The organism is Streptomyces sp. NPDC052101 (genome assembly GCF_040680235.1).
In the GTDB taxonomy this organism is placed as follows: domain Bacteria; phylum Actinomycetota; class Actinomycetes; order Streptomycetales; family Streptomycetaceae; genus Streptomyces.
In genome coordinates, this window is record NZ_JBFAWH010000018.1 from 133,847 (window position 1) to 153,824 (window position 19,978).

The window sequence follows — 19,978 nt, forward strand, 5'->3', positions numbered from 1 at the left end:
ACCTCAAGTCTAGGGAACTTCCAGCCGCATCGGCAGCGGCGGCAGCTTCGCCCCGTACACCCACGCCTCGAACAGGCCGTCCAGCGGTTCGTCCGCGAACCGGGCCACATGCTCGGTGAACGTGGTCGTCGTCACCGACCCGCCTCGGTGCAGCCGCACCCAGCCGCGCACCATGCGGAAGAACGCGTCGTCGCCCAGCGCGCAGCGCACCGCGTGCAGGGTCAGTCCGCCGCGCTCGTAGAGCCGGTCGTCGAACATCGACCTGCGCCCCGGATCCGCCAGCCGCAGATCCTGCGGCAGCCCGGCCAGCAACCGGTGTGCGGCGGCCGCCAGTTGCTGGGCGCCACGGCCGCCCGAGCGCTCGGACCACAGCCATTCCGCGTACTTGGCGAAGCCCTCGTTCAGCCATATGTGCCGCCAGTCGGCGATGGACACGCAGTTGCCGAACCACTGGTGCGCCAGCTCGTGCGCCACCAGCCGCTCCGAACCCCGGGCGCCGTCCACATGGTTGGAGCCGAACAGCGACAACCCCTGTGCCTCGACCGGCACGTCGAGTTCCTCCTCGGTCACCGCGACCGCGTACTCGTCGAACGGGTACGGCCCGAACAGCTCCTGGAACAGCTCCATCATCGCGGGCTGGCGCGCGAAGTCCCGGGAGAACCCGGGCAGCAGATGGGCCGGGATGTGCCCGTGCTGCGGCACCCCGCCCGGCCCCGGATCGCCCAGCAGCACCGTCTGGAACTTCCCGATCGCGAGACCGACGAGATAGCTGGACGTCGGCGCGGACTGCTCGTACACCCAGGTCGTCGTCGACGCCTTCGTCGTACGGGTCAGCAGGCGCCCGCCCGAGACCACCGCGTACGCCGACGGCGTGGTGACCGAGATCAGGTACGACGCCTTGTCGGCGGGCCGGTCGTTGCACGGGTACCAGGACGGCGCCCCGACGGGCTGGCTCGCCACCAGCGCCCCGTCCGCCAGCTCCTCCCACCCGAGCCCGCCCCAGGGGCTGGCCACCGGCCTCGGGTTCCCGGACCAGTGCACCTCGACGGTGAAGGCGGCCCCGGCCCGGATCGGCTTGGCCGGCTTCACCCGCAGCCTGCCGCCCCGGTGCGTGTAGTGCGGCTGGCGGCCGTCCACCCGGATCCGGCCGATCCTGAAATCGGCCAGGTTGAGCTGGAACTCGGGCAGCGGCGCGCGGCCCGCGATGGCGTTGATCCGCGCGGTGCCCGCCAGCCGGTTCGGACCCGGGCGGTAGTCCAGCGTTAGCTCATAGCGATGCACCCGGTAGCGGGCGTCACCGTTGTCCGGGAAGTACGAGTCCGGACCGACCGACTGCTGAACTGCCACTGCTGTGTCTGCTCCCTGCGCTGTGCCACCACTGAGTGCCGGTGCATCCCTCACCCGCTCCCGACCCGAGCGGCCCGCGCTCAGGAACGCCATGCCTCGATCGGGTTGCCGAGCCAGCGGGTGTCGTCCGGGACGGACTCCGCGGCCATGACGAGCGACGCGGGACCCAGGGTCGTACGGGCCCCGACCGTGCTGCCGGGCAGCACGATCCCGCCAGGGCCCAGCGTGGCGCCCTCACGGAGAACCACAGTATCCGTCCGCAAGATCCGGTCGTGGAAGAGGTGTGTCTGCAGGACGCAGCCGCGATTGACGGTGACGGCGTCCTCCAGGGTCACCAGGTCCGTCTCCGGCAGCCAGTAGCTCTCCACCCACACGCCCCTGCCGATGCGCGCGCCGAGCCCCCGCAGCCACGCCGTCATCACCGGCGTCCCCGGCACGGCCCCGGCCAGCCAAGGCACCGCCAGCACCTCGACAAAGGTGTCCGCCAACTCGTTGCGCCACACGAAGGAGCTCCACAGCGGATGCTCCCCGGCCCGGTGCCGCCCCACGAGCAGCCACTTCGCGACGACCGACACGAGCGCCGCGGCCACACCCGCCCCGAGCAGCACCGCACCCGACAGCGCCCAGGCCCACGGGCCCAGCGCACACAGCGCCGCCACCGTCGCCGCGGCCAGCGCCGCCGAGCACAGCACCGGCACGATCCGGCACAGCTCCACCAGCCCGCGCGCCCACAGCAGCCGGGCCGGCGGGTCGTACGTACGGCTCTGATCGCTGTCGGCGGCACTGCGCGGCAGCTTCACCGGCGGCAGCCCCAGATACGAGGTGCCCTTCTTCGCCTTCTTCGGCGTCGCCGACAGCACACCGACCAGGCCGCCGTCCGGCACCCGCCGGCCCGGCGCGGTCATCCCGGAGTTCCCGAGGAAGGCCCGCCGCCCGATCCGCGCGCGCCCGATCCGCACCCAGCCACCGCCCAGCTCGTACGGCGCCGTCAGCGTGTCGTCGGCCAGGAACGCCCCGTCGCCGACGGTGGTCAGGCTCGGCAGCGCGAGCACGGTCGACACCTCGGCGCCCCGCCCGATCCGCATCCCCAGCAACCTCAGCCACACCGGCGTCACCAGCCCCGCGTACAACGGGAACAGCGTCTCCCGGGCCCGGTCCATCAGCTGGGTCACGGTCCATGCCTGCCAGCCGATCCGGCCGTGCGTCGGATGCGTGCCCTCGCGCAGCCCCAGACTGAGCACGCGCACGGCGACCAGGATCAGCAGCGCGTACGCCAGCCCGTAGGCCAGCGTGGCCGGGACCAGCCCGAGCGCGGCCCCCCGCAGGGCCTCGGCGAGGGAGCCGCCGGGCGCCACGAACAGCCGGGCGACCAGCAGCGCGGCCCCGCCCGCGAGCAGCGGCAGGGCGCTCAGCGCGAGCCCGGTGATGCCGTACATCACCCGCCAGTACGTGCCCCGCTGCGGGCGTTCCTTCGGCCAGTTGCGCTTGGCCTTGCCCAGCTTGACCGCGGGCGCGCCCGCCCACCGCTGACCGGTCGGGATCTGCCCGGTGACCGCCGAACCGGGGGCCACCTCGGCCCGCTTGCCGACACGGGCGCCCGGGAAGAGCATGCTGCGCGTACCGACGACGGCGTGCGCACCGACCCTGACCGGGCCGATCTCCAGCCGGTCGCCGTCCAGCCAGTAACCGGACAGGTCGACCTCCGACTCCACGGCCGCGCCCCGGCCGAGCCGGAGCATGCCGGTGACCGGCGGCAGCGAGTGCAGGTCCACCTCGGACCCGACCTTGGCGCCCAGCGCCCGCGCATACCGCTCCAGCCAGGACCCGGTCAGCCCGGTGGCCCCGGTGAACTCGGCCAGCCGCTCGGCGGTCCACAGCCGCAGATGCACACTCCCGCCCCGCGGATACCGGCCGGGCGTAAGGCCCCGCAGCAGCAGCCGCGCTCCGCCCGCCGCCACGGCGATCCGGCCGGGCGGAGTGAAGAACAGCAGCGCGCCGGCCGCGAGCAGCCACCAAGAGGCCGTCGGCAGCCAGGCGTAGCCGGGCAGCAGGTTCCCCACGGCGGCCAGCACCAGCGTCCAGCGCAGCCCGAGCAGCGTGACCAGCGGAAGAAGCAGCAGCAGCTGGACGGCCTGGGCGCGGACCGGCACCGGGGCGACAGTGCGCCGGGTGCCGTCGTCCTGGGCCGAGTCCTCCAGCCGCCGGGCCAGCTTGCGCAGCACCGGCTGCTGGTAGATGTCGAGGACGGCGGCGCTCGGGTAGCGGGTGCGCAGCCGGGTGGTGAGCTGGGCGGCGGCCAGACTGCCGCCGCCGATCGCGAAGAAGTCGTCGGAGGCGCTCGTCACCGGGGTGCCCAGCACCTCCGCCCACTGCTCTGCGAGCCAGGCCTCGGTGCCGTACAGATCGGCCTTGGGGGTCTGAACGCTCTCCAGCGGCCAGGGCAGGGCGGCCCGGTCCACCTTCCCGGACGTCCGGGTGGGCAGCTCCGCGACGGGCGCGAGCAACGGCACCAGCGCGGCGGGCAGCGCGGCCCGCAGCTTCTCGACGGCGGCCGGGTGGTCCCAGCCGTCCTGGGTGACGACATAGCCGACGAGCAGCTGGTTTCCGCTGCGGGCGGTGCGCACGGCGGCCGCGGCTCCCGCCACCCCTGGCAGCGCCTGGAGCGCGGCATCCACCTCGCCCAGCTCGATCCGCCGCCCGCCGAGCTTGATCTGCTCATCGGCCCGCCCCAGGAAGACCAGCCCCTCGGGGTCGGCCTGGACCAGGTCGCCGCTCCGATAGGCCCGCTCCCACCCCAGGGACTCCAGCGGCGCGTACTTCTCCGCGTCCTTCTCGGCGTCGAGGTACCGCGCGAGCCCGACCCCGCCGATCACCAGCTGCCCGCTGCCCCCCATGGGCACGGGCTCACCGGCGTCATCGACGACGGCCAGCTCCCAGCCGTTCAGCGGCAGCCCGATCCTGATGGGCTCCGCACCGGTGAGCAGCGCCGCACAGGCCACGACGGTCGCCTCGGTCGGCCCGTAGGTGTTCCACACCTCGCGCCCCTCGGTGACCAGCCGCTGCGCCAGCTCGGGCGGGCAGGCCTCCCCGCCGAAGATCAGCAGCCGTACGTCACCCAGGGCCTCGGGCTCCCACAGCGCGGCCAGCGTCGGCACGGTCGAGACCACGGTGATCTCCTGCTCGACCAGCCAGGGACCGAGATCGGCGCCACTCCTGACCTGCGACCGCGGCACCGGCACCAGACAGGCGCCGTACCGCCAGGCCAGCCACATCTCCTCGCAGGACGCGTCGAAGGCGACGGACAGACCCGCCATGACCCGGTCGCCGGGCCCGATCGGCTCCTCGGTGAGGAACAGGGCCGCCTCGGCGTCCACGAACGCGGCGGCACCGCGGTGCGTGACGGCGACGCCCTTGGGCTTGCCCGTGGACCCGGAGGTGAAGATGATCCACGCGTCGTGCTCGATGCCGGGCCGCGCGGCGGGGGACCCGGCGGTGCCCCCCACGGTGACGGTGATGGTGTGCCCGGCCCCGACGACGGCCCGCACCTCCGCCTCCCCGAAGACCAGCTCGGCCCGCTCGTCCGGGTCCTCGGCGTCGACGGGGACATAGGCGGCACCGGCGGCGAGGACGGCGAGGATCGCGACGTACAGCTCATTGGTCCCGGACGGGACCCGCACCCCGACCCGGTCCCCGAGCCCGACCCCCGCACCGGCGAGCCGCCGCCGCAGCCGCTCCACCTCGACGGCCAGCGCACGGTAGGTGAGACACGTCGTACCGTCGTCCAGGGCAGGCTCGTCCGGATGGGACCGCACGGTCGCCTCGAAGACGTCGACCAGGGTGCGGGGCGGGGCGGCGGGCCCCGCGGAGAACCGCGCCCGGTCGCCGAACTGCGTGCGGATCTCTTCGTCGAGCAGGCCGAGAGCGCTGCTCTCGTCTATCGCTGCCATCGGGTCCTCACGTCGGGTCCGGCTGACTGACAAGCCGGATATTTTAGTACGACGCTAGGCTCCGCCCCTTCCTCCAGCCACTCGGAGGGCCGTCCGGGTGACCGGGGCGGCCCGGCCCCGTCCCCGCTGACCTGCCGATCTTCCCGCCGGACGAGAGATGGCCCACACGCACCGTCAAGGAGCAGACACCCCAGGGTAGTTGGTGCGCTCCGGCGCTCCGGTGCTCCCGCGATCCACCAGGGAGCCGACAAAAGCAGAGGGCCCCTGATGAACAGGGGCCCTCACTGGTGTCCGAGGGGGGACTTGAACCCCCACGCCCGATAAAGGGCACTAGCACCTCAAGCTAGCGCGTCTGCCATTCCGCCACCCGGACAAGGTGTCTGTCGTGCGGGGGAGTCCCTTTCGTCGGGGCTTCCCTCGCGGCGACGAAGGAAACATTACCAGGCTTTCGGGGGTGGCTGATCACCCCCCGCCCAGGGCCCGTCGCGCGTGAACGGCGTGTGACGGGCCGGGACCGGCCTTGGGCGCCGGGCGGCGGCGGGGAGAGGATGAGAGGACCGGGGCAGCCGAGGAGCGACCCGGTGCGACAGCCAGCAGTGACAGCGGGAGGAAGCACGTGAGCGAGACGGACACGGCCAGGACCGTCACCGGCGAGGACGAGGTCGTGGACCTCTGCCGCGAGCTGATCCGGTTCGACACCAGCAACTACGGCGACCACTCCGGCCCCGGTGAGCGCCGGGCCGCCGAGTGGACCGCCGAGAAGCTCGCCGAGGTCGGGCTGGAACCGAAGATCTACGAGTCGCACCCGGGCCGCGCCTCGACGGTGGCCCGCATCGAGGGCGAGGACCCGTCCCGGCCCGCGCTGCTGATCCACGGCCACCTGGACGTCGTACCGGCCAACGCCGACGACTGGACCCACCACCCCTTCTCCGGCGAGGTCGCCGACGGGTGCGTGTGGGGGCGCGGGGCCGTCGACATGAAGGACATGGACGCCATGACCCTCGCGGTCGTGCGCGACCGGCTGCGCAGCGGCCGGCGCCCCCCGCGGGACATCGTGGTCGCCTTCCTCGCCGACGAGGAGGCGGGCGGCACCTACGGCGCGCGCCACCTGGTCGACCACCACCCCGAGTTGTTCGAGGGCGTCACCGAGGCGATCAGCGAGGTGGGCGGCTTCTCGTTCACGGTGAACGAGCAGCGGCGGCTCTATCTGATCCAGACGGCCGAGAAGGGCATGCACTGGATGAAGCTGACCGTGGCGGGCACCGCCGGGCACGGCTCCATGATCCACCGGGACAACGCCATCACCGAGCTGTCCGAGGCCGTGGCCCGGGTCGGCCGGCACAAGTTCCCGGTGCGGGTCACCAAGACCACCCGGGCCTTCCTCGACGAACTCGGCGACGCGCTCGGCACCGAGCTGGACCCGGAGGACATGGAGGCCACCCTCGCCAAGCTCGGCGGCATCGCCAAGCTCATCGGCGCGACCCTCAGCAACACCGCCAACCCCACGCAGCTGAACGCCGGTTACAAGGTCAACGTCATCCCGGGCGAGGCCACCGCGCACATCGACGGACGGTTCCTGCCGGGGTACGAGGAGGAGTTCCTCGCCGACCTCGACCGGCTGCTCGGCCCGAACGTACGGCGCGAGGACGTGCACGCCGACAAGGCCGTCGAGACCGGTTTCGACGGGGCGCTGGTGGCGGCCATGCAGTCCGCGCTGCTGGCCGAGGACCCCACGGCCAAGGCGATCCCCTACATGCTCTCCGGCGGCACCGACGCCAAGTCCTTCGACGACCTCGGCATCCGCGGCTTCGGCTTCGCCCCGCTGAAGCTGCCGCCGGAGCTGGACTTCGCCGGCATGTTCCACGGCGTGGACGAGCGGGTGCCGGTGGACGGGCTGCGGTTCGGGGTGCGCGTGCTGGACCGGTTCATCGACGCGTCGTGAGGCTCTGGGCCGAGATATTCGGGCGCGCGTACGGGGATGACTGGAACGGGTGAATGCGACGATCGGTTCGTAGCTTCATTAGTTCCTCCTCGTTACAGGTGATGTGACTCCGCACCTTGGAGTCGCATTGCCAACAAGGAGGAATAATGATCAAGAAGGTCGTCGCTGCTGCGGCTGCCACCGGTGGGCTGGTTCTCGCGGGCGCGGGCCTCGCCGTCGCAGACTCCGGAGCCCAGGGTGCCGCTGTGCACTCGCCGGGCGTTGTCTCCGGCAATGTCATTCAGGTGCCCGTGCACGTCCCGGTGAACGTCTGCGGCAACACGGTCAGCGTGATCGGGCTCCTGAACCCCGCCTTCGGCAACACCTGCGTCAACAAGTGACGACGACCTCCTGAGGGGGGCGTCTTTTTCGAGCCGTCGGCCTCGGAGCGCGTGCCATGCGCTCCGGGGCCGACCGGCCTCTTGCGCGGAGACACGATCCGCGAGGGTCGCCACGCAACGCAATCGCGAGGCACAGCAGGATCGAAGGCAGGGGAAAATCAGAATGCGACAGGGCACCCGCAAGGGCCTGATGACGGTGGCGGCCGCCACTGGTGTGATCGCCGCGGCGAGCGGCTATGCCCACGCCGACGCGGGCGCGTTCGGCGCCGCCGCCGGCTCGCCCGGCGTACTGTCCGGCAACACGGTGCAGGTGCCGGTGCACGCGCCGGTGAACGTGTGCGGCAACACCGTGAACGTCGTCGGGCTGCTCAACCCGGCGGCGGGCAACAGCTGCGCCAACCAGGGCGGCTCCGGCGGCGCGTCGGGGGGCCACGGCGGCTCCGGCGGCTCGCACGCGGGCGGGCACACCAGCGGCTCGCCGGGCGTCGGCTCCGGCAACACCGTGCAGGTGCCGATCGACGCCCCGGTGAACGTCTGCGGCAACAGCGTGAACGTCATCGGCGTCGGCAACGGCACGGCGGGCAACAACTGCGTCAACGGAGGCGGCGGCGACCACTCCCAGCCGCCGGGCGGCGGCCACGGAAACCCGCCCGGAAAGCCGGGCCATCCGGGTCACCCGGGCCACCCCGGTCACCCTGGGCACCCGGGCCACCCCGGTCACCCGGGACAGCCGGGCCACCCCGGGCATCCGGGCCATCCCGGTCAGCCGGGCCACCCGGGCAACCCGACGACCCCGCCCGGCAAGGGCGGTCACACGCCCCACGGCCCCCACGGGTCCTCGCAGGTCAACCAGCAGGGCGGCCGCTCCGGCGAGGCTCCGACCACCGGGCAGCTCGCGCACACCGGCACTGATCTGCCGGTAGGACTCGCGCTGCCGGCCGGCGCGGGCGCGCTGCTCGCGGGCGCGGTGCTCTACCGCAAGGCGCGGGCCACGGCGTAGGTACGGCAAACGGAGCGGGCCCTGCCATGCCGGCGGGGCCCGCTCCGTTCAGCTGTCCACGCTCACCACGTCGCACGCACCTGGCGGATGATCCGCCGGCGCAACCGCACCTTGCGGCTGCCGTCGCGCAGCAGGCTCAGTCGGTCCAACTCCCAGTGTCCGTACTCGGCATGGTCCGTCAGCAGACGCGTGGCCTCCTTGCGGGACACCCCGCGAGGCACGTACACGTCGACAAATTCGTATTCCGGCATCGCATCTATTGTGCGGGCTGGGGCCCGGTACGGATAGCGTCTGCACTATGTCTGATGTTGCGCAGCCCACCGCTGCCGAGGTACGCGCCGCCGCCGAGGCGGTCAAGACCGCCCTCGATCGTCATCTGGCGGCCGTCGAACGCAGGTCGGGGGAGGACGACCCGGCCGTCTTTGAGGCGTTCAACCAGCTGGCCGCGGCCGCCGAGGCGTACGACGAGCTGCTCTACGACCGCTACGACGAGGTCACGCCCTTCGAGATCCCCGGGACGGAGGAGCTGCCGCCGTACGCGGGTCCCGAGGAACCGAACGCGATCAGTGTGCTGATCCGCCGTGACTACGCCGTGGCGGAACCGCAGCGGCTGCTGGCGCAGGCCCAGCGTGTCGAGGCGGCGGAGTACGAGGCCGCGGGCGGTCTGGCCGACGATGCCGCCAGTACGGTCCCGGGGGCGCTGGGCATCCTGTTCGGCGAGTTCGAACCGGACGAGATCGCCTCGCGGCACAAGGAGTTCGGCCTGGAGGAGGGCGACTCCACGCTCTGGGTCACCGCGGCGGACGAGGCCCCCGAGGCGGGCGAGTGGCTGGAGGCGCCGTTCGACCACATCGATCCGCAGCGGGTGGTGTGCCGCTTCGATGTGAGCGCGGTGTTCGACGACGACGTCTCCGACGAGGAGGACGATCTCGAATTCGTCGAGGACGAAGACGAAGACGAAGACGAGGACGAGGTCGAGGACGGGGATCTGGAGCCGCTGGACGCCGAGAAGTGAGCGGAGTCCGGCGGTGCCGGGTGGCCTGAGGCCGGTTCGGCACCGCCGGATCCCGTCGCCGTGCCTGAGCGCCGCCGTGGCTGAGCGCCGGTGTGGCGCGAAGACCGGGCGGAAAGGGACCTAGGTGTTCGGGACCTGCGTGCGCAGCAGTGTCTGCAAGCGGGTCGTACGGGGCTTGGCCGGTGTCTCCGCCACCGCCTTGGGCAGGGCCTGTTCCACGCCGTGCACCACGGACAGATGCCGCTCCGCCCGGCCGAACGCCGTGTACACCCAGGGCCTGCTGAGGGTCTGCGCCGCGTCGCCGGGCAGCACCACGACCGCCGCCGGCCAGCGGGCGCCCACCGCCTGGTGCGCGGTCAGCGCCCAGCCGTGCCGTACGGCGCCCTCCACCCGCTCGCGCGGTACGACCACCGGGGCGCCCCCGCACGACAGATGCAGCCCGTCCGCGTCGGCCTTCACCACCACGCCCAACGCCGTACGGCCCGGTGCGGGGGAGTAGGCGATCCGGTCGCCGGGGTCGAAGCCGCCGAAGCGGCCCGGCCCGGGGTTGAGGCGTTCCTTCAGCGCGGAGTTGAGGGCGCGGGTGCCCGCCGCGCCGCCGTGCCCCGGTGTGATCACCACGGTCTGGTCGGCGGGGATCCCGATCGCCCGCGGCACCGAGTCCGCGACCAGCTGGACCGTCCGGTGCACGGCCTCGCTGGCGTCGCGCACCGGGACGATGACGATCTCCTTGCCGGGGGCCTCGACCTGGTTCAGCTCGCCGATGCCGATGCCCGAGACCAACTCGCCGAGCGGGCCGTGGCCGGGGACACGGGAGGCGATCTGCGGGCAGACACGGGCGGCGAGCAGATCGGCGAAGACCCGCCCCGGACCGGCCGACCACAGCACCACCGGGTCGCCGCTGAGCACCAGCCGGGCCCCGTCGGGCAGCGACTCCACCAGCATCGCGGCGCTCTCCACGTCGAGCTGCGGTGCGTCGAGCACGATCAGCAGGTCCAGTTCCAGCGCGCCGTCCGCGTCCCGGCCCGGGCCCTCGGCACCGGACAGCAGACCGGCGACCGTACCCACGCACTGCTCCGCCGGGTCCGCTCCCGGCAGCGCGGCGAGGCGGTGGCGTCCGTCGGGTGTGTGGCAGACGGCGAACGCCCGCAGGCCCGCGGCGCGCGCGGCACCGAGCAGCGCGGCCGGTTCGGCGCGGGCCGCCTCCCCGCCGGTGTGCAGCACCAGACCGTGCCCGGCCACCGCGCGGACCAGCTCGGCCGCCCCGCCGGAGACGGCGCCGGCGGCCGTCTGCCAGGCCTGATCGGTCTCCTTGGACAGCGAGTTGGCCAGCCGGGCCAGACCGTCGGCGAGGCTCTCCTCGGCCAGCGCGTACCGCTCCAGGCCGACGAGGACCCGGACCGGGCGCTCCTCGTCCTCCTCGCCTTCTTCTGTCTCCCGTGGGGCAGTCGCTCCCGGCTCCTCCAAGGCGTCCTGGAAGGCCAGGGCCTCGCCCTCCGCGAGCGTGCTCTGCACGGCCGCGTCCGGATCCGGCACGCTCTGCCGGCCCAGCGCCGCGACGAGCGTGGGCAGCTCCAGCGCGGTGTGCCCGGCCAGGGCCGCCTGCTCCAGCAGCCAGACGGTGACCGCGCGGCCCCGCCGCTCGTCGCCCGGACCGCAGGCGGTGCCGAGCAGCGCCCGGGCGAATCCGTCGGCCTGGTCGGGCCGTACGCCGCTGATCCGAAGCAAGTGCCAGGGGTCCTCGCGGAGCGTCGCATCGGCGCCCTCGCCGAGCGCCGCGGCCACCTGGGGAGCCAGGGCCTCGGGCGCGCCGCCCTCGGCCAGCACTCCGCGCACGCTCTCCACCGTCCCCGGTGCGGGGGCGCCGGGTGTGACGAGAGCCGGGGCGGGCGCGGGCTGCGGCCGGTGCACCGGCTCCGGGGCCGGGCGGCGGGGCGCGGGGGACGGCTCGGCGAACACCGTGGCCGCCGGTTTCTCGCCGCTCTCCACCGCCCGCACCGCCGCGAGCAGGTCGGCCGCCGTGCCGCTGAGCTTGGCGCCGCTCTCGATCGGGCCCTTCTTCTCGGCCTTGCGCCGCTCGATCCGCTCCCGCTCGACCCGCTGGGCCGCCAACTCGGCTTCCGCCTCGGACGACTGGCCCGCGGTGTCGTCACCGCTCTCGGCTCCCTCGGCGCCCGTGCCCTCGCCACCACCAGCATCGGTCCTGCCGCCGACTCGGCTCGCGTCCGTGTCTCCGGCTCCGCTGTCGTCGCCCGCACCGCTCCTGCCGTCGGCCTGGCTCGCGTCCGCGTCCCCGGCTCCGCCGTCGTCGCCCGAACCCTGGCCGCCGTCCCCGCCGCTCGCGCTCCCGGGCTCTTCCGCGCCGCTCGGGCTCCCGGCGCCTTCCGCGCCGGCGTTGTCGCTCGTCCCCGCGCCGGCCTCGGCGCTGCTCACGTCGGCCCCGTCCTCGGCGCCGTCCGCGCGGCTCGCCTCGGGTGTGGTCGTCCCGGCCGGGGTCTCAGGCGTGTCCGGCGTCCCCGGCCCGGCGTTCTCCGTGGTCTCCGGCTCCGTGCTCACAGCGTGCTCCAGTCGTGATCGGGATAGCGGTGCACGGGCGCCGACACATCGTCCAGCGCCCGGCAGATCTCGTCAGGAAGACTAAGGGCCTCCACTGACAACGCCGCCGTGAGCTGCTGCGCGTTGCGCGCGCCCACGATCGGCGCGGCCACGCCGGGCCGGTCCCGGACCCAGGCGAGGGCCACCTGGAGCGGGGTGACGGCGAGCCCGTCGGCGGCCGTCGTCACCGCGTCCACGATCCGGGTCGCCGTGTCGTCGAGGTAGGGCTCCACGAACGGGGCCAGATGCTCGGAGGCGCCGCGCGAGTCCGCGGGAGTGGTGTGCCGGTACTTCCCGGTCAGGACGCCCCGGCCGAGCGGGGAGGAGGGCAGCAGGCCGACGCCGAGGTCCAGCGCGGCGGGCAGCACCTCGCGCTCCACGCCACGCTGCAGCAGCGAGTACTCCATCTGCGTGCTGGCCAGCCGGGTCCGGACGCCGGGCGCGGCGAGCTGCCAGGTGGCCGCCTTGGCGAGCTGCCAGCCGCAGAAGTTGGAGACACCGGCGTAGCGGGCGCGGCCGCTGCTCACCGCTATGTCGAGGGCCTGGAGCGTCTCCTCCAGCGGGGTCTCGGGGTCGTAGGCATGGATGTGCCACAGGTCGACGTGGTCCGTGCCCAGCCGGGCCAGGGAGGCGTCGAGCGCGGCGAGCAGATGGCCGCGCGAGCCGTCGAAGCGGCGGTCGGGGTCGGGGACGCTGCCCGCCTTGGTGGAGATCACCAGGTCGCGACGCGGCACGAGTTGGTCCATCAGCTGCCCGAGCAGATACTCCGCCTCCCCGTCGCCGTACACGTCCGCGGTGTCGACGAGCGTGCCGCCGGCTTCCCAGAACGCCTTCAGCATGTCCGCGGCGTCGTGCTCGTCGGTGTCCCGGCCCCAGGTGAGGGTGCCGAGTCCGATCCTGGACACGCGCAGGCCGGTACGGCCGAGATGCCTCTGCTCCATGCGGGCGAGATTACTGGCCAGAACCCTTGCGGTGGGTGCCTGTGGATAACCGGGTCGGCCGGGAAACGGACGGCGGTGCGGCTCCGCGGGTACTGCCCCCGGCCCCCACCCCGCGCTAGGGTCGCCCCCACAGGGACGTTACTCATGGGTAAGGGGAATCGGGCATGCAGCTCGGGATCAACCTCGGCTACTGGGGTGCCGGAATGGACGGCGACAATCTGGCTGTCGCGCAGGAGGCCGACCGGCTGGGATACTCCGTGTGCTGGGCCGCCGAGGCGTACGGCTCCGACGCGGCGACGGTGCTGTCCTGGGTCGCCGCGCAGACCGAGCGCATCGACGTCGGCTCCGCCATCTTCCAGATCCCGGCCCGCCAGCCCGCGATGACGGCGATGACGGCGGCCACACTGGACTCGCTCTCCGGCGGCCGCTTCCGGCTCGGCCTCGGCGTCTCCGGCCCGCAGGTCTCCGAGGGCTGGTACGGCGTCAAGTTCGACAAGCCGCTGGCACGCACGCGTGAGTACGTGGAGATCGTCCGCAGGGCGATGACCCGGGAGCGGCTGACGTACGAGGGCGAGCACTGGACGCTGCCGCTGCCCGGCGGCCCCGGCAAGCCGATCAAGCTGACCGTGCACCCGCAGCGCGAGCACATCCCGCTCTACATCGCCGCGATCGGCCCGAAGAACCTGGAGCAGACCGGCGAGATCGCCGACGGCGCCCTGCTGATCTTCCCCGCCGCCGACCACCTCGAGGACACCACGCTCAGGCATCTGCGTGCGGGCCGCGAGAAGGCGGGCAGGACACTCGACGGCTTCGATGTGTGCCCGACCCTGCCGATCGCCGTCGGCGACGACAAGGACGTGGCCCGCCTCGCCGACACCTTCCGCCCCTACACCGCGCTCTACGTCGGCGGCATGGGCAGCGCCAAGCAGAACTTCTACAACCAGCTCGCCCAGCGCATGGGATACGAGAAGGAAGCCGCCGAGATCCAGCAGAAGTACCTGTCCGGCGACAAGCAGGGCGCCGCGGCCGCGATTCCGCAGGACCTCATCGACAAGACGACGCTGCTGGGCTCCGTCGACCGTATCGCCGACCGGATGAAGGCCTACGCCGCCGCCGGTGTCACCACGCTCAGCCTGTCCCCGGCCGGATTCACGCTGGAGGAGCGCCTCGCCTCCCTGCGCGCCGGCACCGAGGCCCTGGAGCGCGCCGGACTGGCCTAGGCCCCAGGAGTCTTCAGCGGCCGTGGTGGGGGCTCGGGGGTCTTCCCCGCCACGGCCGTCATCGGGAACAACGCGCCGCATGCCGCACGGTTACGAGCCCGGCGTTCCTTCTTTCGGCCGAGTCGCCCGACACCCGTGTTGCGGCTCCCCTCTGCCCGCATTTGACTCGTTTCATGCTGTCGGCGAAGAGTCTGTTCCAGGAGATCCTCGACCACGACGAGTCGTTCCGGCTCTTCTGCTCGATCGCCGCCAGTGGTGAGTCCCAGGGCGGCTGGGAGAACGGACGGATCGCCGCTCTGGTACCGCACAGCGAACGCGCACTCGCCCCGAAGATCGCCCGCCACGGCGCCGACGAGGACAAGCACGGACGCGTCTTCGGCGCCCTGTTGAAGAAGCGCGGGCTCACCCCCGTCGCCGTACCGCCAGAGACCGACTACACGATGCTCCTGGAGCGGCGCGGCATCGGCCTCGCCCACGGCAGGCTCGGCCGGGACGAGCCGCTCACCGTGCGGGACATCGTCGTCTACCTCGCCCACAGCCGGGTCACCGAACAGCGGGCCGCCGAGCAGATGGACCTGCTCCTCAGGCACTTCGCCGACCACCCCGAGATCGGCAAGGCCGTACGGATGATCTCGGGCGACGAGGACAACCACCTCGCCTACACGCACGAGGAACTGCTGCGCCTCGCCGCCGCCGGGCACGGCAGACTGATCCAGTGCACCCTGCGCCAGTGCGCCCTCGCCGAGATCCGCGTCCACCGGGACGTCAGCCTCGCGGTGATGGTCCACATGGGCCGCATCCTGGGCTGGCCCAGGGCCAAGTACGCGCTGCTCACGGCGGGCATCCACGCCCTGTACGCCCACGAGCGCCTCGTCGGCTGGCACCGTATGGTCACCCTCCGGCTGCCCGAGCGCCGCGACGCCCTCGGCGGTCCCGCCACCCGGGCGCACGAGTTCGCCTGAGCCGCGTTCCGAACCGCCGAAGGCCTCGGGGCCTACAGCCAGCCGCGCCGCTTGAACAGCTGGTACAGCAGCACCTCCAGCGCCGCCATCAGCAGGATCACCGCCGGGTACGACCACAGCCAGTGCAGCTCCGGCATATGGTCGAAGTTCATGCCGTAGATGCCCGCGATCATCGTGGGGACCGCGGCCATCGCCGCCCACGCGGAGATCTTCCGCATGTCGTCGTTCTGCCGCACGCTCATCTGTGCCAGATGCGCCGACAGCACGTCCGAGACCAGCCGGTCCAGGGCCTCCACGGACTCGTTCACCCGCATGAGGTGGTCGCCGACGTCCCGGAAGAACGGGCGCGCCTTGTCGTGCACGAAGGGAACCGTGCCGCCGAACGGTCCGGTGCCCGCCAGCCGGGTCAGCGGCAGCGCCAGCGGGCCGGTGGCCCGGCGGAACTCCAGGATCTGCCGCTTGAAGCCGTAGATCCGCGACGCGGTGTGCCGCGAGCCGCCGCCCTCCGGCAGGAACACCTCCGCCTCCAGCTCCTCCAGATCGGTCCCCAGCTCCGTCGCCACCTCCAGATAGTGGTCGACGACGGCGTCGGAGATCGCGTACAGCACGGCGGTCGGGCCCTTGTCGAGCATCTCCGGCTCCTCCTCCAGCCGGTGCCGTACGGCGGCCAGCGGTGAGATCTCGCCGTGGCGGACGGTGACCACGAAGCAGTCGCCGATGAAGATCATGATCTCGCCGGCCGAGACGGTGTCGCTCGCCGTGTCGTACACCACGGGTTTCAGCACCATGAACAGCGAGTCGGCGTACACCTCCAGCTTGGGCCGCTGATGCGCGTTGAGGGCGTCCTCGACCGCCAGCGGATGCAGCGCGAACTCCTGGGTGACCAGGTCGAACTCCCGCTCGGACGGCTCGTACAGGCCGATCCACACGAAACCGCCCGCCGCCCGCGCCTCGTCGAGCGCGTCGGACAGGTCCTCCGGGCCCTCGGTACGGATCCCATGCCGGTAGATGGCGCAGTCCACGATCACGGAGCGCATTCTCCCTTCGCCCGGGCACCGACGCACGTGCTGATACGCCTACCCTGGGCCGCATGCCCACGCTCATCCTCGTCAGGCACGGACGTTCCACCGCCAACACCTCGGGTGTGCTCGCCGGCTGGACGCCCGGCGTCACCCTGGACGAGCGCGGCGCCGCCCAGGCCGCCGCGCTGCCCGCACGGCTCGCCGCGCTGCCCCTCTCCGAGGTCGTCACGAGCCCCCTGGAGCGCTGCCAGGAGACCGTACGGCCGCTGCTGGAGGCCCGCCCCGGCCTGCGCGCGCACACCGACGAACGGATCGGGGAGTGCCACTACGGCGACTGGTCCGGACGCAAGCTCGCCGAGCTGAAGGACGAGCCGCTGATGGAGATCGTCCAGGCACATCCGTCGGCCGCCGCCTTCCCCGGCGGCGAGTCCATGCGCGCCATGCAGACCCGCGCCGCCGAGGCCGTACGCGAGTGGAACGCGCGCGTGGAGCGCGATCACGGCGCCGACGCCGTGTACCTCATGTGCTCTCACGGTGACATCATCAAATCCCTGGTCGCCGATGCCCTCGGCCTCCATCTCGACCTGTTCCAGCGGATCTCCGTGGAACCGTGTTCCGTCACCGCGATCCGCTACACCCGCCTTCGGCCGTTTCTCGTTCGCCTCGGCGACACCGGGGATTTCGCTTCCCTCGCCCCGCGCGAGGAAGCCAGTGAGGGCGACGCACCGGTCGGGGGCGGTGCGGGCGCACCGTGATCGTCGGCCGCAGTAGGGTGAAGCGATCCACCCTCCCTCGCGCATCCGCCCGCTGAGACCCCCGCACCGCTCGCAACTCTCGAATCCAATGGAGACAGGACGTGTCCCGTCAGGTGTTCCTCTACGACCCGCCGGACCGCTTCGTGGCCGGCACGGTCGGGCTGCCCGGACGCCGTACGTTCTTCCTCCAGGCTGCCGCAGGCTCCCGGGTGACCAGCGTGGCTCTGGAGAAGACCCAGGTCGCCGCGCTCGCCGAGCGCATGGACGAACTGCTCGACGAGGTCGTACGGCGCAGTGGCGGCAGCGCCGCCGTCCCGGCCGTGGCGCCCACCGAGATCGCCGACACCGCTCCGCTGGAGACCCCCATCGAGGAGGAGTTCCGCGTCGGCACCATGGCGCTGGCCTGGGACGGCGAGGAACAGCGCATGATCGTCGAGGCGCAGGCCCTGGTCGAGCTGGACGCTGACACCGAGGAGGACCTCGCCGAGGCCGAGGAGCGGTTGCTCCAGGACGAGGAGAACGGGCCCCCGATGCTGCGGGTCCGGCTGACCGGCGCGCAGGCAAGGGCCTTCGCCAAGCGCGCCCTCGACGTCGTCAACGCCGGGCGGCCGCCGTGCCCGCTGTGCAGCCTCCCGCTCGATCCGGAAGGACACGTATGTCCGCGCCAGAACGGATACCGCCGCGGAGCGTGACGGCCGACACCAGCCTCGCGGAGCTGCTCGCGCGAGGTGAGCTGACCGTGCGCGGCCGGATCCGCGAGGCGTCCAACGCGGCGTTGTTCTGCACGCTCGCCCTCGACGGCCAGGAAGCCTCCTGCATCTACAAGCCGGTGGCAGGCGAGCGCCCGCTGTGGGATTTCCCCGACGGCACCCTGGCCGGCCGCGAGGTGGCCGCCTACGAGGTCTCCGAGGCCACCGGCTGGGGGCTCGTCCCGCCGACCGTGCTGCGCGACGGGCCGTACGGCGAAGGCATGGTCCAGCTGTGGATCGACGTCCAGGCCGAGGCGGAGCTGCTCGCCCTGGTCGAGGCCGAGGAACCGGAGCCGGGCTGGAAGGCGATCGGCCTCGCCGACGTCGGCGAGGGCCGCACCGCCCTGCTCGTGCACGCCGACGACGAGCGGCTGCGCCGGCTCGCCGTCCTCGACGCGGTGATCAACAACGCCGACCGCAAGGGCGGCCATCTGCTGCCCACCCCCGACGGCCGCCTCTACGGCATCGACCACGGCGTCACCTTCAACGTCGAGAACAAACTGCGCACGCTGCTGTGGGGCTGGGCCGGGGAGCCGCTGACCGCCGAGGCCGTCGACGTCCTCACGGGGCTGCACGGGGCCCTCACCGGGCCGCTGGGCGAGCGGATGACCGCACTGATCACCCCGGCCGAGATCGACGCCACACGCGCGCGTGTCGACGCGCTGCTCTCCACCGGGGTGCACCCCGAGCCGAACGGAGAGTGGCCGGCCATCCCCTGGCCGCCGGTGTAAGCACATCGGCCGCGAAGGTACAAGAGCGCACATCCGGCCATCGGGCGTGATCCCGTTCGTATACGCGGCTGGTGGCCGGTTAGGCTCATGTACATGCATGCCTGGCCCGCTTCCGAGGTCCCCGCCCTGCCTGGTCAGGGCCGCGACCTGAGGATCCACGACACCGCGACCGGCGGCCTCGTCACCCTCGACCCCGGTCCCGTCGCCCGTCTCTACGTCTGCGGAATCACGCCGTACGACGCGACCCACATAGGACACGCGGCGACCTACAACGCGTTCGACCTCGTCCAGCGCGTGTGGCTCGACACCAAGCGGCAGGTCCACTACGTCCAGAACGTCACCGACGTCGACGATCCGCTGCTGGTGCGCGCGGAGCGGGACGGCGTCGACTGGGTCGCCCTCGCCGAGAAGGAGACGGCCCTCTTCCGCGAGGACATGACCGCCCTCAGGATGCTCCCGCCCCAGCACTACATAGGCGCTGTCGAGGCGATACCCGGCATCGTCCCGCTCGTGGAGCGGCTGCGCGAACTCGGCGCGGCCTACGAGCTGGAGGGCGACATCTACTTCTCCGTCGAGTCCGACCCGGACTTCGGCAAGGTCTCGAACCTCGACGCGGCCGCCATGCGGCTGCTGTCCGCCGAGCGCGGCGGCGACCCGGACCGCCCGGGCAAGAAGAACCCCCTCGACCCGATGCTGTGGATGGCCGCCCGCGAGGGCGAGCCCAGCTGGGACGGCGGCTCCCTCGGCCGGGGCCGGCCCGGCTGGCACATCGAGTGCGTGGCCATCGCCCTCGACCATCTCGGCATGGGCTTCGACGTCCAGGGCGGCGGCTCCGACCTCGCCTTCCCGCACCACGAGATGGGCGCCTCGCACGCCCAGGTGCTCACCGGCGAGTTCCCCATGGCCAAGGCGTACGTCCACGCCGGCATGGTCGCCCTGCACGGCGAGAAGATGTCCAAGTCCAAGGGCAACCTCGTCTTCGTCTCGTGGCTGCGCCGCGACGGCGTCGACCCGGCCGCCATCCGCCTGGCCCTTCTCTCCCACCACTACCGTGACGACTGGGAGTGGACCGACGAGGTCCTCCAGACCGCGGTGGACCGCCTCCGCGCCTGGCGCGCGGCCGTCTCCCGGCCCGACGGCCCGTCCGCCGACGCACTCGTCGAGGAGATCCGCGAGGCCCTGGCGAACGACCTGGACGCCCCCGCCGCGCTCGCGGCCGTGGACCTCTGGGCGGCCCGGCAGGAGCAGGAGGGCGGCACGGACACCGGCGCCCCCGGCCTGGTGACCCGAGCGGTGGACGCGCTGCTGGGCGTGGCGATCTAGCCACATGACAGGCGATCCAGCCACATGACAAAGGGGTGGTTCCCGACCC

General features: G+C 72.6%; 16 protein-coding genes and 1 tRNA gene. 10 read left to right on the forward strand and 7 right to left on the reverse strand.

Annotated elements, in window-relative coordinates; all coding sequences use genetic code 11:
* Positions 1–9 precede the first annotated feature (9 nt).
* The 3 genes from AB0L75_RS29215 to AB0L75_RS29225 form a co-directional block, all read right to left on the reverse strand.
* The gene (locus AB0L75_RS29215) at positions 10–1,347 is read right to left on the reverse strand and encodes a M1 family metallopeptidase (protein ID WP_365186620.1); all 1,338 of its coding nucleotides are present in this window, start codon (positions 1,345–1,347) and stop codon (positions 10–12) included.
* Between the two features lie 80 nt (positions 1,348–1,427).
* A complete protein-coding gene (locus tag AB0L75_RS29220; protein WP_365186622.1) occupies positions 1,428–5,294 on the reverse strand; it encodes a Pls/PosA family non-ribosomal peptide synthetase in 3,867 nt (1,288 codons plus the stop codon).
* Positions 5,295–5,579: 285 nt separating this feature from the next.
* Positions 5,580–5,667: transfer RNA gene (locus tag AB0L75_RS29225), tRNA-Leu, on the reverse strand.
* A gap of 243 nt (positions 5,668–5,910) precedes the next feature.
* On the opposite strand from AB0L75_RS29225, the gene AB0L75_RS29230 reads away from it, so the two are divergent.
* From AB0L75_RS29230 to AB0L75_RS29240, 3 genes are all read left to right on the forward strand, one after another.
* On the forward strand, positions 5,911–7,236 hold the full coding sequence (locus AB0L75_RS29230) for a M20/M25/M40 family metallo-hydrolase (RefSeq protein WP_365186625.1): 1,326 nt from the start codon (positions 5,911–5,913) through the stop codon (positions 7,234–7,236).
* A 146-nt stretch (positions 7,237–7,382) separates the two neighbouring features.
* A complete protein-coding gene (chpH, locus tag AB0L75_RS29235) occupies positions 7,383–7,616 on the forward strand; it encodes a chaplin ChpH (RefSeq protein ID WP_086563975.1) in 234 nt (77 codons plus the stop codon).
* A 163-nt stretch (positions 7,617–7,779) separates the two neighbouring features.
* Positions 7,780–8,616, forward strand: coding sequence for a chaplin (locus AB0L75_RS29240; protein ID WP_365186627.1), 837 nt, complete (start codon positions 7,780–7,782; stop codon positions 8,614–8,616).
* Positions 8,617–8,678: 62 nt separating this feature from the next.
* Here AB0L75_RS29240 and AB0L75_RS29245 read toward each other — a convergent pair whose 3' ends face one another.
* Positions 8,679–8,867: a DUF5703 family protein gene (locus AB0L75_RS29245; RefSeq protein WP_043407302.1), complete on the reverse strand. Its 189-nt coding sequence runs from the start codon at positions 8,865–8,867 to the stop codon at positions 8,679–8,681.
* Positions 8,868–8,914: 47 nt separating this feature from the next.
* Here AB0L75_RS29245 and AB0L75_RS29250 point away from each other — a divergent pair, with 47 nt between their 5' ends.
* The gene (locus tag AB0L75_RS29250; protein ID WP_365186630.1) at positions 8,915–9,631 is read left to right on the forward strand and encodes a hypothetical protein; all 717 of its coding nucleotides are present in this window, start codon (positions 8,915–8,917) and stop codon (positions 9,629–9,631) included.
* 120 nt (positions 9,632–9,751) lie between these two features.
* On the opposite strand, the gene AB0L75_RS29255 is transcribed toward AB0L75_RS29250, so the two are convergent.
* Together AB0L75_RS29255 and AB0L75_RS29260 are read right to left on the reverse strand one after the other, a co-directional pair.
* A complete protein-coding gene (locus AB0L75_RS29255) occupies positions 9,752–12,187 on the reverse strand; it encodes a helix-hairpin-helix domain-containing protein (protein ID WP_365186633.1) in 2,436 nt (811 codons plus the stop codon).
* Positions 12,184–13,167, reverse strand: coding sequence for an aldo/keto reductase (locus tag AB0L75_RS29260; protein ID WP_365186635.1), 984 nt, complete (start codon positions 13,165–13,167; stop codon positions 12,184–12,186). The genes AB0L75_RS29255 and AB0L75_RS29260 overlap by 4 nt, the downstream gene beginning before the upstream one ends.
* A gap of 164 nt (positions 13,168–13,331) precedes the next feature.
* Between AB0L75_RS29260 and AB0L75_RS29265 the strand changes: the two genes are divergently transcribed.
* The gene (locus AB0L75_RS29265; RefSeq protein WP_365186637.1) at positions 13,332–14,387 is read left to right on the forward strand and encodes an LLM class F420-dependent oxidoreductase; all 1,056 of its coding nucleotides are present in this window, start codon (positions 13,332–13,334) and stop codon (positions 14,385–14,387) included.
* Positions 14,388–14,560: 173 nt separating this feature from the next.
* The gene (locus tag AB0L75_RS29270) at positions 14,561–15,349 is read left to right on the forward strand and encodes a ferritin-like domain-containing protein (protein WP_365186640.1); all 789 of its coding nucleotides are present in this window, start codon (positions 14,561–14,563) and stop codon (positions 15,347–15,349) included.
* A 32-nt stretch (positions 15,350–15,381) separates the two neighbouring features.
* Here the strand turns inward: AB0L75_RS29270 and corA are convergent, their stop codons facing one another.
* Positions 15,382–16,377 carry a magnesium/cobalt transporter CorA gene (gene corA, locus AB0L75_RS29275; RefSeq protein ID WP_365186642.1) on the reverse strand — a complete coding sequence of 332 codons (996 nt, stop codon included), beginning with the start codon at positions 16,375–16,377 and terminating at the stop codon, positions 15,382–15,384.
* 62 nt (positions 16,378–16,439) lie between these two features.
* Here corA and AB0L75_RS29280 point away from each other — a divergent pair, with 62 nt between their 5' ends.
* From AB0L75_RS29280 to mshC, 4 genes are all read left to right on the forward strand, one after another.
* Positions 16,440–17,126, forward strand: coding sequence for a histidine phosphatase family protein (locus tag AB0L75_RS29280; protein WP_365186644.1), 687 nt, complete (start codon positions 16,440–16,442; stop codon positions 17,124–17,126).
* 101 nt (positions 17,127–17,227) lie between these two features.
* Positions 17,228–17,818: a DUF3090 domain-containing protein gene (locus AB0L75_RS29285; protein ID WP_365186646.1), complete on the forward strand. Its 591-nt coding sequence runs from the start codon at positions 17,228–17,230 to the stop codon at positions 17,816–17,818.
* The gene (locus tag AB0L75_RS29290; protein WP_365186649.1) at positions 17,782–18,606 is read left to right on the forward strand and encodes an SCO1664 family protein; all 825 of its coding nucleotides are present in this window, start codon (positions 17,782–17,784) and stop codon (positions 18,604–18,606) included. The genes AB0L75_RS29285 and AB0L75_RS29290 overlap by 37 nt, the downstream gene beginning before the upstream one ends.
* Positions 18,607–18,699: 93 nt before the next feature.
* Positions 18,700–19,929, forward strand: coding sequence for a cysteine--1-D-myo-inosityl 2-amino-2-deoxy-alpha-D-glucopyranoside ligase (gene mshC, locus AB0L75_RS29295; protein ID WP_365186651.1), 1,230 nt, complete (start codon positions 18,700–18,702; stop codon positions 19,927–19,929).
* Positions 19,930–19,978: the final 49 nt, after the last annotated feature.